15 protein-coding genes and 1 pseudogene are annotated in these 11,582 nt (G+C 72.2%); 9 read left to right on the top strand and 7 right to left on the bottom strand.

Annotated elements, in window-relative coordinates:
* Positions 1 to 84 precede the first annotated feature (84 nt).
* From helR to CCN56_RS32050, 5 genes are all read left to right on the top strand, one after another.
* Complete coding sequence (gene helR / locus CCN56_RS32030; protein WP_086831392.1) at positions 85 to 2,286, top strand: RNA polymerase recycling motor ATPase HelR; 2,202 nt, start codon at positions 85 to 87, stop codon at positions 2,284 to 2,286.
* A gap of 43 nt (positions 2,287 to 2,329) precedes the next feature.
* A complete protein-coding gene (locus CCN56_RS32035; RefSeq protein WP_086831393.1) occupies positions 2,330 to 2,764 on the top strand; it encodes a VOC family protein in 435 nt (144 codons plus the stop codon).
* Between the two features lie 229 nt (positions 2,765 to 2,993).
* Positions 2,994 to 3,947, top strand: coding sequence for a helix-turn-helix domain-containing protein (locus CCN56_RS43560; RefSeq protein ID WP_306300649.1), 954 nt, complete (start codon positions 2,994 to 2,996; stop codon positions 3,945 to 3,947).
* A 41-nt stretch (positions 3,948 to 3,988) separates the two neighbouring features.
* Positions 3,989 to 4,279, top strand: coding sequence for a CopG family transcriptional regulator (locus CCN56_RS32045; protein ID WP_256962287.1), 291 nt, complete (start codon positions 3,989 to 3,991; stop codon positions 4,277 to 4,279).
* Positions 4,276 to 4,692 carry a type II toxin-antitoxin system VapC family toxin gene (locus CCN56_RS32050; RefSeq protein ID WP_086831395.1) on the top strand — a complete coding sequence of 139 codons (417 nt, stop codon included), beginning with the start codon at positions 4,276 to 4,278 and terminating at the stop codon, positions 4,690 to 4,692. The genes CCN56_RS32045 and CCN56_RS32050 overlap by 4 nt, the downstream gene beginning before the upstream one ends.
* A gap of 14 nt (positions 4,693 to 4,706) precedes the next feature.
* On the opposite strand, the gene CCN56_RS32055 is transcribed toward CCN56_RS32050, so the two are convergent.
* Together CCN56_RS32055 and CCN56_RS32060 are read right to left on the bottom strand one after the other, a co-directional pair.
* Complete coding sequence (locus tag CCN56_RS32055; protein ID WP_086831396.1) at positions 4,707 to 4,913, bottom strand: DUF397 domain-containing protein; 207 nt, start codon at positions 4,911 to 4,913, stop codon at positions 4,707 to 4,709.
* Positions 4,895 to 5,740 (bottom strand): helix-turn-helix transcriptional regulator, encoded by an 846-nt coding sequence (locus CCN56_RS32060; RefSeq protein WP_086831397.1) that lies wholly within the window; start codon positions 5,738 to 5,740, stop codon positions 4,895 to 4,897. The genes CCN56_RS32055 and CCN56_RS32060 overlap by 19 nt, the downstream gene beginning before the upstream one ends.
* 144 nt (positions 5,741 to 5,884) lie before the next feature.
* Here CCN56_RS32060 and CCN56_RS32065 point away from each other — a divergent pair, with 144 nt between their 5' ends.
* Entirely contained in the window at positions 5,885 to 6,256 is a 372-nt protein-coding gene (locus CCN56_RS32065; protein WP_086831398.1) for a hypothetical protein, read from the top strand.
* Positions 6,257 to 6,261: 5 nt separating this feature from the next.
* On the opposite strand, the gene CCN56_RS32070 is transcribed toward CCN56_RS32065, so the two are convergent.
* Genes CCN56_RS32070 through CCN56_RS32080 form a run of 3 tightly spaced genes read right to left on the bottom strand, consistent with a single transcriptional unit; the run spans position 6,262 to position 7,882 of the window.
* Positions 6,262 to 6,870, bottom strand: coding sequence for an N-acetyltransferase (locus tag CCN56_RS32070; protein ID WP_086831399.1), 609 nt, complete (start codon positions 6,868 to 6,870; stop codon positions 6,262 to 6,264).
* Between the two features lie 59 nt (positions 6,871 to 6,929).
* Positions 6,930 to 7,511, bottom strand: a complete 582-nt coding sequence (locus CCN56_RS32075) for a hypothetical protein (protein WP_086831400.1) — start codon at positions 7,509 to 7,511, stop codon at positions 6,930 to 6,932.
* On the bottom strand, positions 7,508 to 7,882 hold the full coding sequence (locus CCN56_RS32080) for a PadR family transcriptional regulator (RefSeq protein WP_086831401.1): 375 nt from the start codon (positions 7,880 to 7,882) through the stop codon (positions 7,508 to 7,510). Before CCN56_RS32080 ends, CCN56_RS32075 begins: the two co-directional genes overlap by 4 nt.
* Before the next feature lie 64 nt (positions 7,883 to 7,946).
* On the opposite strand from CCN56_RS32080, the gene CCN56_RS32085 reads away from it, so the two are divergent.
* A complete protein-coding gene (locus CCN56_RS32085; RefSeq protein ID WP_086831402.1) occupies positions 7,947 to 8,675 on the top strand; it encodes a DUF2625 family protein in 729 nt (242 codons plus the stop codon).
* A 90-nt stretch (positions 8,676 to 8,765) separates the two neighbouring features.
* On the opposite strand, the gene CCN56_RS32090 is transcribed toward CCN56_RS32085, so the two are convergent.
* Together CCN56_RS32090 and CCN56_RS32095 are read right to left on the bottom strand one after the other, a co-directional pair.
* A complete protein-coding gene (locus CCN56_RS32090) occupies positions 8,766 to 9,641 on the bottom strand; it encodes a hypothetical protein (RefSeq protein WP_086831403.1) in 876 nt (291 codons plus the stop codon).
* A 34-nt stretch (positions 9,642 to 9,675) separates the two neighbouring features.
* Positions 9,676 to 10,047: a peptidase inhibitor family I36 protein gene (locus CCN56_RS32095; RefSeq protein WP_086831404.1), complete on the bottom strand. Its 372-nt coding sequence runs from the start codon at positions 10,045 to 10,047 to the stop codon at positions 9,676 to 9,678.
* A gap of 237 nt (positions 10,048 to 10,284) precedes the next feature.
* Between CCN56_RS32095 and CCN56_RS32100 the strand changes: the two genes are divergently transcribed.
* Both CCN56_RS32100 and CCN56_RS32105 read left to right on the top strand, forming a co-directional pair.
* Complete coding sequence (locus CCN56_RS32100; protein WP_086831405.1) at positions 10,285 to 11,298, top strand: helix-turn-helix domain-containing protein; 1,014 nt, start codon at positions 10,285 to 10,287, stop codon at positions 11,296 to 11,298.
* Between the two features lie 88 nt (positions 11,299 to 11,386).
* Positions 11,387 to 11,582, top strand: a pseudogene (locus CCN56_RS32105) (GNAT family N-acetyltransferase); the annotation flags it as partial.

The following is an 11,582-nucleotide window of genomic DNA, read 5'->3' on the forward strand; positions in this document are numbered from 1 at the left end:
AGGGGGCCTTGCGGCAAGGCCCCCTCCGTGGCGCACAATCGCCCCTCGAAGCCAAAAGATGCACGAAAACGGGGTTTTTACTTCATGACGTCCCTTACTGCCGGCGTGTTCGACCTCTCCGGCAACCTCTCTCCCAAGGCCGACCCGGCGCTCATCGCCGCCGACGAGCAGCACTTCGCGGCCATCGCCCGGTGCCTCGACGAGACGATCACCGAGCTGTCCGAGCGGCTCGACGCCGAGCGGAAGGCACCCGGCGGGGTCGGCCGGGAGGCGATGGACCGGGACGCGGAGATCCACCGGCTGAGCGGCCGCCTGCGGACCCTGCGCCGCTTCGGCCTCGACCTGTGCCTGGGCCGCGTGGTCGGCTCGGAGGGCACGCAGGGCACGGGCGGCGAGGGCGACACGCAGGGCGAAGGCGGCGCGGACGGCTCCGAGCCGCTCTACATCGGCCGTCTCGGCCTCACCGACAGCACCGGCCGCCGGCTGCTCGTCGACTGGCGTTCCCCGGCGGCGGAACCGTTCTTCGCGGCGACGCATGCTCACCCGATGGGGCTGGCGAGCCGCCGCCGCTACCGCTGGTCCGGCGGCCGGATCACGGACTACTGGGACGAGGTCTTCACCGCCGAGGGCCTCGAAGGGCATGCCGCGCTCGACGACCAGTCCGCGTTCATCGCGAGCCTGGGCGGCAACCGCTCGCCCCGGATGCGGGACGTGCTCGCGACGATCCAGTCCGACCAGGACGCCATCATCCGCGCGGGCTCGCGCGGCGCCCTCGTCGTCGACGGCGGCCCCGGTACGGGAAAGACGGTCGTCGCCCTGCACCGCACCGCGCACCTGCTCTACTCCGACCCGCGCCTCGGGCACCGCCGGGGCGGCGTGCTGTTCGTCGGCCCGCACCAGCCCTACCTGAACTACGTCGCCGACGTCCTGCCCAGCCTGGGCGAGGAGGGCGTACGGACGTGCACCGTGCGGGACCTGGTCGCCGAGGGCGCGAAGGCGCCGGCGGAGACCGACCCGGAGGCGGCCCGCCTGAAGTCGACGGCGGACATGGTGAAGGCGATCGAGAAGGCCGTGGCGTTCTACGAGGAGCCGCCCACCGAGGGCATGACCGTCTCCACCCACTGGTCGGACATCCGGCTGACCGCCGCCGACTGGGCGGAGGCCTTCGACGCGGTGGAGCCCGGCACCCCGCACAACGAGGGGCGCGAGCAGGTCTGGGAGCACCTGGTCTCGATCCTCTTCGACAAGTACGACGGCGAGGAGATCCCGGAGCAGCAGTTCCGGAAGTCGCTGCGCCAGGACCGGGAGCTGACCGGGGCCCTGAACAGCGCGTGGCCGATGCTGGAGGCGGCCGACCTCGTCGGCGACCTGTGGACGGTTCCCGCGTACCTGAGGATGTGCGCGCCCTGGCTGACCCCCGACGAGGTGAAGCGGCTGCGGCGCGCGGACGCCCAGGCGTGGACGGTCTCGGACCTGCCGCTCCTGGACGCGGCCCGGCAGCGGCTCGGCGACCCGGAGACGGCCCGGCTGAAGCTGCGGCGCAAGGCCACCGTCGCCGCCGAGCGCGAGCGGATGGCCGGCGTCATCGACAGCATCGTCGCGGCCGACGCCGACGGCGAGGGCGCGGTCACGATGCTGCGGGGCAAGGACCTCCAGAACAGCCTGATCGACGAGGACGCCCTGCCGACCGCCGAACTGGAGCCGCTCGACGGTCCGTTCGCGCACATCGTGGTGGACGAGGCGCAGGAACTGACCGACGCGGAATGGCAGATGCTGCTCCTGCGCTGCCCCTCGAAGAGCTTCACGATCGTCGGCGACCGCGCCCAGGCCCGGCAGGGCTTCACCGAGTCGTGGCGGGAGCGCCTGGAGCGGGTCGGCTTCGACCGCATCGAGACGACGTCCCTGAGCATCAACTACCGCACGCCGGAGGAGGTCATGGCGGAGGCCGAGCCGGTCATCCGCGCCGCGCTCCCGGACGCCAACGTGCCGACGTCCATCCGCGGCAACGGCATCCCCGTCACCCACGCCCCGGTCACCGACCTGGAGCAGATCCTCGACACCTGGCTCGCCGAGAACGCCGAGGGCGTGGCCTGCGTCATCGGCGCCCCGGCGTTCGCGGAGCGCCCCCGCGTCCGCTCGCTCACCCCCTCCCTGTCGAAGGGCCTGGAGTTCGACCTGGTGATCCTGGTCGACCCGGAGGACTTCGGCGAGGGCGTCGCGGGCGCGGTCGACCGGTACGTGGCGATGACCCGCGCGACGCAGCGCCTGGTGATCCTGGAGGGCTGAAAAGGAAATGAGCGCCGCCGGGCCCCCTTGATACGGTGGCCGAATGGCAGCGATCAAGGAAATCCAGGTCACCCTCGACTGCGCGGAGCCCGCGCGCCTCGCCGAGTTCTGGTGCGAGGTGCTGGGCTACGTCCTCCCTCCGGTCCCCGAGGGGTTCGCCACCTGGTCGGAGTACCACCGGTCGCTGCCGTTCGAGGAGCAGCCGGTGTACTTCGCCTGCTCCGACCCCACGGGCGCGGGCCCGCGCGTGCTCTTCCAGCGCGTCCCCGAGGGCAAGACCGTCAAGAACCGGGTCCACATCGACGTCCGGGCCGGCAAGGGCCTCGTGGGCGACGAGCGCCTCGCCACCCTGGAGGCCGAGAGCGAGCGCCTGGTGAAGCTCGGCGCGACGCACCTGTACACGCAGTACGCCGACGGGGAGAACGAGTCCTGCATCACCCTGCAGGACCCCGAGGGCAACGAGTTCTGCCTCGACTGAGCACCTGACGGCGTACGAAGCGGCCTCCGCCCCGTGACGGGGCGGAGGCCGCTTCGGCGTACCGGGTCGGGCGGCGCCGCGACACGGGCTGCCCCGACGTCCCCATAAGTACCGGGGGAAAGAACCAACCACACCCCACCTGCTCTGAGTGGTCACAGCTGAGGGGGCGCGTCACTCACACGAGGGAACTCTGCCAACTCGGGTGGATTTCGGGGTGGTTGCCTGGCATATGCTCCGGCCAACCGAACTGAAAATGCTCGGCCCCCGGCAGGACGGCAATCCTGGCGAGGGCCTGGCCATCGAGGAAGAGAACAGCTTCCCCATGGATACCCAGCACCTTAGCGCGCCCGTTTCCGGCGCGGGCGTCATCCACGCCAACGTGACCCACACGGCGAACTTCACCGTCGTCGGCAACCACCTCGCGCAGCACGAGCACCTCTCGCTCACCGCGATGGGTCTCGCCCTCCACATCCAGTCACTGCCCGCCGGTTCCCGCGTCGGCGTCAAGCACTTCGCCGCGCGCTTCCCCGAGGGCGAGATCCGCGTCGCCGCCGCCCTGCGCGAGCTTGAGGCCCACGGCTACCTGAGCCGGACCCGCGAGCGGCTCCCCAGCGGCCGGATCGTGACCCGTACCGTCTCGTACAACAACCCGGGCGCGACGGAGCCCCCGGAGCCGGACGGCGACCCGGACCCCGACAAGGCGCCGGTCCCGGACCCCGACAAGGCGCCGGTCCCGGACCCCGGTCAGGCGCCGGACGCGGTCCCGAGCCCCCGCCAGGAGTCCGCGCCGGTACGGGGCGAGACCCCCGCCCTCCCGCAGAACCCGGCCGTCGAGCTACTGCTCGGCCTCCGCAGCCACGACGCCCGCTTCCTGCTCTCCGAGCGGGACGTCCGGCACCTGGCCCCGGGCGTCGACGCCTGGTTCGCCCGGGGCGCGACCCCCGACGCCGTCCGCCGCACGCTCCTCGCCGACCTCCCGGAGCCGCTCAAACACCCGGCGGGCCTCCTCTCCCACCGCCTGAAGGCCCTCCTGCCGCCCCCGCTCCCCGCCGTGCCTCCGGTCCAGGGCCCGCCGCCCATCCAGACCTGCGTCACCTGCGAGGAGGTCGCCTTCCGTGCCTGGGAACCGGGCCGCTGCCCCGACTGCGAGGCGGACGCGGACGCGGCGGCGGTGGCGGCGTGAAGCGCCGTGTCCGTTCGGCAGGCGTGGGTATGCTGGCATACGTGAAGCGGACGACGATCAAGATCGACGAATCGCTGGACGCCCGTATGCGTCACGAGGCTGCCCGGCGAGGCATGACCGTCTCGGAGTGGACGCGCGAGGCCATCGCCGCCCACCTGCCCGGTGACGAGCAGGGTGACGCCCCTGTGCGGCGCAGGTTCCACTCCACGGGGTCGGGTGCCAGTGGGCGCAGCGACATCGCGGAGCGCATGGAGGAGCTGCTGGCCGGCCTGGCCGACGGGCGGGACCTCATCGCCGAGGAGGAGGCGCGCGGGGTGCGGCGCACCGCATGAGCGCGCTGATCGTCGACGCCGGACCGCTCTACGCCCTGCACGACAGGACGGACGCCTGGCACCACCGTTGTGTGCGGCTCCTGGAGACCCATCCCGGGCCTCTCGTCGTCCCCACCCTCGTCATCGCCGAAGTCGCCCACCTGCTCGGTCGCCGTCTTGGGACCCGCTCGGAGCTGCTGTTGGCCCAGGATTTCGCCGAAGGGCTCTTCGCGGTCGAACCCGTGCACCCGGGGGACTGGCTGCGGATCGCCGAGCTGGTGGCCCAGTACGCGGGTTTTCCGCTCGGTCTCGTGGACGCGTCCGTCATCGCCTGCGCCGAGCGGCTCGGCGTGCGGGAGGTCGCCACCGTGGACCGCCGCCACTTCGGCGCGGTCCGCCCCGCGCACGTCGACGCGTTCACGCTCCTGCCCTGACGGGCGCGGGTTTGTCAGTGGGCTTCCGCAGCGCCCTTGACCCCGGCGACGAAGGACGCCCAGGCGCCGGCCTCGAAGACGAGCGCGGGGCCGGTGGGGTTCTTGGAGTCGCGGACGGGGACGAGGGGGAGGTGGTCGGCGACTTCGAGGCACTGGCCGCCGTCCTCGTTGCTGTAGGAGCTCTTGCGCCAGGTGACGGTGCTCAGATCGACGGCTCGCACGCTGCTTCCTCCAACGTTCGCATGATGAACTTCCGTGAATCCGCCGGGGAAAGGGCCAGATCACGGACGAGATCGTATCGGTGCTGAAGCCGGTCGACGGCGGCTGTTTCCTCCACGACTTCGCCGGCGTGGGCGGTCTCCACCCAGGCCACGGTTCGGCCGTCCGTCGGCTTCAGGAACATCAAGTCCGTGCCCGCGAGGGCGTACGGGCCGGCGGAGTGGGGCACCACCTGAATGGCGACGTTCCGGCGGTCGGCCATGGTCAGCAGGTACTCCAGCTGCTCCTGCCACTGCGCCCGAACCGGCAGCGGAGTGCGGAGCACGGTCTCCGAAAGGATCGTGCGGAACAGGGGAGCGTTCTCCCCTTCCAGCACGGCTCGGCGCCCCAGGCGCGCCTCGACCTGCCGGGTCAGCTCATCGCCCTCGTAACCGTCGGCCGACCCCATCAGAGTGCGTGCGTACGCCTCGGTCTGGAGCAGGCCCGGCAGCAGGAAAGGGGCGTAGCTCCACAGGCTGATCGCCTCCGCCTCCAGCGTCATGTACCGCCGGTACCGCTCCTTGAACTGGGTCGGGTCCGCCACCGCCAGTTCCCACAGCGTCAGCAGTAACTTCGGCGTCCCGTAGTACTGGTCCAGGGCCTGGACGACCTCCGGGCCGCCCAGCGTCTCGCCCTTCTCCATCTTCGAGAACAGCGACCAGTCCCAGCCCAGCGCCTCGCCCAGCTTCCGCAGGCTGAGCCCCCGCTCGGCCCGCAGTGACTTCAGCTCCTCCGTGAACCGCTTCCTCGGCTCCTGGCTGCGGCCCGTCACGGCCCGTCTCGGCGGCATCGCGCACTCTCCCTCGTGGAAGGTGTGGAACTACCGCGCGACCTGCGGAGGTACAGCCCGCCACCGCTCCGGGTTCCCTGTTTCCCGGTCCATCCTCGTAGCGCCGGGATCACAGAGGGTAGTCCACGGAGAGGAGCGGAACCCATGGAACGCGGAGCTTGGGTCTACGACCAAGTGGCGGGTGTGGTCGGTGAGTTCAGAGGGGTCGCGGGGCCGTACGCGATGCTCCGTCCGGTCGGCGGCGGCCGTGAGTGGCAGGCCGATCCCGCCGATCTGCGCCCTGCCACCCCCGCCGAACGCCTGAGCGCGGGGGTGCGGGCGGCCAACGAGCGGGCCCGGGGGCCGCAGGTGCAGCCCGTGCCCGATCTGAGCCGCCCGCCGGAGCCCGTACCGCACTGCGTCGCGTGTGCGCTGCTCGTACGGGAACGGCGGGAGGCCCGGGGGAGGTTCGACCACAGTGCGGTGACGGACGCCAACGTGCTGCTCCGGCGCCACCTGTGGCAGGACCACCCGTGAAGAGGTCAGATGCCCCGCGGGTCCCGCTTCATGGCCCACAGGACCGGGCCGCCGCCCGGCAGGGCGAACTCGTCGACGACCTTGAAGCCGAAGTGCTCGTACACCGGCAGGTTGTCCGGCTTCGAGGACTCCAGGTAGACCGGCATCCCCGCCGCGTCGGCCTTCGCGAGGCCCGAGCGGAGGAGGGCCGAGCCGTGGCCCTGGCCCCGGGCGGAGGGGTCGGCGCCGATGACGGCGAGGTACCAGTGGGGTTCCTTCGGCCCGTGCTCGGCGGCCGCCATGACGGCCTGCTCGAAGGCCGGGGCGCGGTCGCCGAGGATCTCCACGAGCTCCGCGATGGTCTCCGCGTCGGGGACGGCCTTGTCCGCGCCCTCGGGCGACACCCAGAACGCGGCCGCGGACCCGGTCCGCTCGCAGACGCCGTGCAGGCCGTACTGCCGGGTGAACAGGGTCGTGAAGTAGCGGCCGAGGCCCGCCTCGCGCGTCGCCTCGTCGGGGAAGAACCAGCGCATCATCGGGTCGTCCCCGAAGGCGGAGGCCAGGGTGCGGCCGACCATGGGCGCGTCGTCGATCGTTGCCGGTTTCGGTATGTTCGACAGGGTCATACGGGTCATTCTGCACCCGTGATGATCTTGGTCCGCGGGAGGGGGTGGCCCCCGCGCTCCGCCCCTGGTCAGGCCGCCGCGGGCTGGGGGGCGGTGCGGAACAGGCGTACCGCCGCCGTCGCCGGCAGGGCGATGCCCACGGCGAGGAGGAGCAGCAGTTCCGTCGGGCCGAAGCGCGCGGCCAGCAGGAACATGCCGAGGAGGAACGCGAACGACGTCCCGAGGGTGAGGGTGGTCGCCAGGGTCTTGGTGCGCTGCTCCCACACGTCGGACGTCCACAGCAGGCCGAGGCCCACGGCGATCACGGCCAGTCCGACGAGGGGGTTGGCGAGCGTGGCGATGCCGCTGACGCCGAGCAGGACGGCGGTGGCGACCGTCCGCGTCCGGGGCTGGGTCTTGGGTTCGGTGGTGGCGGTGGTGGCGGTCTCCGGCTCCTCCTCGCGCGCCGCCGCCACGATGGCGGTGGGGCTGCCGAGCCGTTCCAGGGCCGTGCGGACGGTCTTCGCGTCCTGCTCGTCCCCGACGGCGACCGCGAGGTGTTCGCGCAGGTCGGCGAGGAGTTCCTCGCGGCGCCCTGTGGGCAGGAAGGACGCCTCCCGCTCGATCGTGGCCAGGTAGTCGGTCACGAGGGGGTGCTCGGTGCCGGTCATGCGGAGCCTCCATGGGATGCGGTCAGGAAGTGGTCGACGCCGTCGCGGAAGCGCGGCCAGTCCTCGGCGAACTCGGCGAGCGCGGTCCTGCCCGGTGCGGTGAGCGTGTAGTAGCGGCGGGCGGGGCCGGTGGCCGACTCGCGCAGCTCGGTGTCGACGAGCCCGTCGCGGCGGAGCCGGGACAGCAGGGGATAGATCGTGCCCTGGCTGGTGGTCATCACGCTGACCGCGGCCAGCTCGTCGAGGATCTCGACGCCGTAGCGCGGGCCGTCGCGCAGCAGGGCGAGGACGCAGTACTCCAGTACGCCCTTGCGCAGCTGACTGGCGACCTTTCCGGTCGCCGTCTCGGATCTTGCTTCGCCAGGAACCATGTAATGCAAGATACCCCCGAGGGGGCCGCCGATCAACGTCCGGACCGCGTGCGACGATGGCCGTGTGCGTGAACTGAGCGAGTTGACCGGGACCGACGAGCCGGCGTGGCCGCAGCTCGAAGCCGAGCTGCGGGCGGCGAAGGTGTCCGTCGAGGTCCTCGCCGCCGACCCCGCGCGGGCGGCGGCCACGCTCCTGCAGACGCAGGTCACCGTCCGCTCGTACCTCGGGGCGTTCCTGTTCCACACCGGCGGCGCGCTCGTCGACGACGGCTGGCTGCGGGTGTACGGCAGCCCGGCCGCCCACAACGACCGGCGCCTGCCCGGCCTCGCCCGGATCAACGGCTACCCCGACGAGCCCGACCCCGCCTGGCGGCCCGCCGCCGGGCTCGTCGTCGCCCACGACGTCCTCGGCGGGGCCTTCGCGATCCAGGGCGGTACGGAGGAGGAGACCGGACTGCCGGGCCGCCCCGGCGAGATGGTGTACTTCGCCCCCGACTCGCTGCGCTGGGACGCGATCGGCGCCGGCTACGGGGCCTGGCTGTCGTGGGTCCTGGCCGGGGGCGTCGAGGAGTTCTACGAGGGTCTGCGCTGGCCCGGCTGGCGCGAGGAGGTCCCCGGCCTGACCGGCGGGGAGGGCCTCAGCCTCTACCCGCCCCTGTGGTCCGCCGAGGCGCACCAGGACCTGGCCGGGACCAGCCGCGCGGTCGTCCCCCTGGGGCAGCTGCTCGGGCTCGGGCGCGAGACGGCCCTGCAGCTCGACGGGACCGACCCCGGTTTTCTGGGTGACGTGTAGGGCCCGTCCGCCGGACCAGGTCCGGGTCGGCCGGACCAGGTCCGGGTGCGCCGGACAGAGGCCCCAGCTGCCGCTCGCCGTCGCGAGGCCCTAGTCGCCGCTCGCCGTCGCGAGGGCCTTCCGCCGCATGTTCCGCAGTGCGGCGAGCTCGTCGGCGTAGCCCGCGCCCAGTGTCTTCTCGGCGTCGGTCTGCGCCGCCGTGACGACGGCGGTGAGGCCGGCCCCGGCCTGGCAGTCCGCGTCCGCCCTGGACAGCTTCAGCTCGACCCCGGCGACGGCGTGCAGCTTGGCCTGGTCCTGGCCGGCCTGCCGGAGCTGCCGGTCCACCGTGCTCTGCGGGTCACCGAACGCCTTCGCCTCCGCTCCCGCCTCCTTCATGCAGGCGCGCCAGGAGTCCTGCGCCGCGAGGTACCGGCGGTCGGCCCTGACCTTCTCGACGACCGCGTCGCTCAGCACCTGGAAGGTGTTGTACAGCTTGTAGTAATCCGCCCCGAAGAGCCGGGACTTGGCGTCGCTGACGCAGGAGTCCGCCTGGTAGAAGAACTGCCGCTTCATCGGCATCGCCAGGTCCACCCGGTGGGCGGGGGTGCCGAGCAGCGCCTCCTTCCAGCGCTCGTTCGCGCCCTCCGCCGCGTTGACGTCCGCCGGCGGCCGCATCGACAGCGCGGTGCTCGTGATGCCGTACCCGTCGTTCACCGCCTGCGCGACGCCGAGCAGCCCGTACGGGTTGACGTCGGCGAGGTGGTTCCCCGTGGCCAGCGGCTGGGGGCGGTAGGTGAACCCGCGCCGCTTCATGCAGGCGGCGACGAGCTCCTCCTCCGCCGTGTGCAGCGCCGCGCGCTCCGGCTCGGGGTAGTAGGTGACGCCCTGGAAGGGGCGCGGGGCGGGGCGTGGCGCGGGGCCGGGTGCGGCGGTGCCGCCGGACGTCGAGCATCCGGCGGCACCGAGACCCAGAAGCAGCGCCACGGCTGCGGTGCGTCTCCTGGAGCTGCTCATCGAATTAGTACGTGCACCACTTGTTGGAGCCGATGGTGCTCAGGTTGTCGCCGATGAGCCTCCAGCCGGTGCCCCGGTCCAGCGCCCAGCCGGTGCCCTGGTAGCCCGTTGCCTTCCACAGCACCACGTTGCAGCTGTTGCCGTTGTTGAAGGCCGAGCCGCCCAGGGCGTTGTTGAAGTTGTTGTACATGGTGAGGTCGGAGTTGTTCTGGTAGACCGTCTGCACACTGCCCTGGTAGTCCGAGAGCCAGTACACGCACAGCCCGCCGCTGGCACAGCCCGCCGGGGCCGCGTTCGCCGCCGGTGCGACGGCCGCCGCGCCGAGGGCCACTCCTGCCGCCATGCCGAGGGCGGCGAGCGATCGCTTGAGGTTCATGAGGTGTTCTCCCGTATCTCGTGCACCGGGGTTTTCGGTGCGGCACGACACTGCCAGCGGCGGCCAACGGATCTTCAAGACGCTTCCAACGAGCGCCCAAGGGAAGGACGTTGAAGCGCAGGTCGGACGGTGTGGAGGGCGCGCCACGCCGATAGTTGAAACCGGCGACAAACGTGTTCGCGCCGATGCATTCTGGCCATCGACAGGAAGATCGACGGGGGAGTACGGGGGTACGCGATGTGGTCTGTGGTCTCGGCAGGGGAGTTGCCCGCGCAGGAACGGTTCGACTGGTTCGCCGACCTGGTCAGCCGGGAGGTGATGCCCACCGCGCTCAGCGTCGACCGGACCGCCGACTTCCAGGCCGAGGCGGCCGTACTGGACCTCAAGACGGTGCGCATCGCCCGGTTCGGCTTCTCGCCCCTGCGGTCCCGCCGTACGCCCGCGCTGATCCGGCGCGGCGACCCGGAGCAGTACCAGCTGGGACTGATGCGGCGGGGCGCCACCGTCCTGTCCCAGCACCGCAACGACTGCAGCGTCGGGGCGGGCGACCTGGTCTTCTGGGACACCTCGCGGCCCTCCGACGCGGCCATGCCCATCGCGTCCGGGCCCGTGCAGCTGACCATGCTGCAACTCCCGCGCGACGTCCTGCCCCTGCGCAGCCGGCGGATCGACCGGCTGCTCGCCAGCCGGATCCCCGGAGGACACGGGCTCGGGGCGGTCCTCGCCTCCTACCTCGGCTCCCTGGAGGGCCACGCCGGACAGTGCGCGCCCGAGGACCTGCCGCGACTCGGCTCCGTCGTCGTCGACCTCGTCGCCGCCTGCCTCGCCCAGAACCTCGACGCCGAGGAGCAACTCCCCGCCGAGGCCCGGTCGCGGGCCCTGATCCAGCGGATCCACACCTTCGTCGACACCCACCTCGGCGACCCCGACCTCACCCCGGCCGCCGTCGCCGCCGCCCACCACATCTCCGTACGGACCCTCCACCAGCTGTTCCAGGCCCACGGCGAGGGCGAGACCGTCCACGCCCGCATCCGGCGCCGCCGCCTGGAGCGCTGCCGCGACGAGCTCGCCCGCCCCGAACTCGCCGGACGCCCGGTGCAGGCCGTCGCCGCGCGCTGGGGGTTCAGCGGCCCGGCGGTCTTCAGCCGCGCCTTCCGGACGGCGTACGGACTCAGCCCCACCGAGTACCGCGCGCTGAGCGTCAAGGAGGACCGCGCCGAGCGCACAGCGGGAGGGGCCGCGCGTTCCTAGGCTCGGAGCCGTTCGACAGGCTTCGGGAGGACGGGGGAGGGATCACAATGACCAGGAACAACGACCAAGGGATCTGGGACTTCGACGCGTGAGGACCATCACCGTACGCACACGGCGGCTCGACCTCGTGCCGCTCGCCGTCACGCACGCCGATGAGATGGCCAGGGCGCTCGCCGACCCCGCCCTGCACGTCTTCATCGGCGGCACCCCGCTGACCGGGCCCGAACTGCGGGCCCGGTACGAGCGGCTGACCGCCGGGTCGCCCGACCCGGCGGTCAGCCGCT

This window comes from Streptomyces sp. NRRL B-24572 (assembly GCF_002156145.1).
GTDB lineage: Bacteria > Actinomycetota > Actinomycetes > Streptomycetales > Streptomycetaceae > Streptomyces > Streptomyces vietnamensis.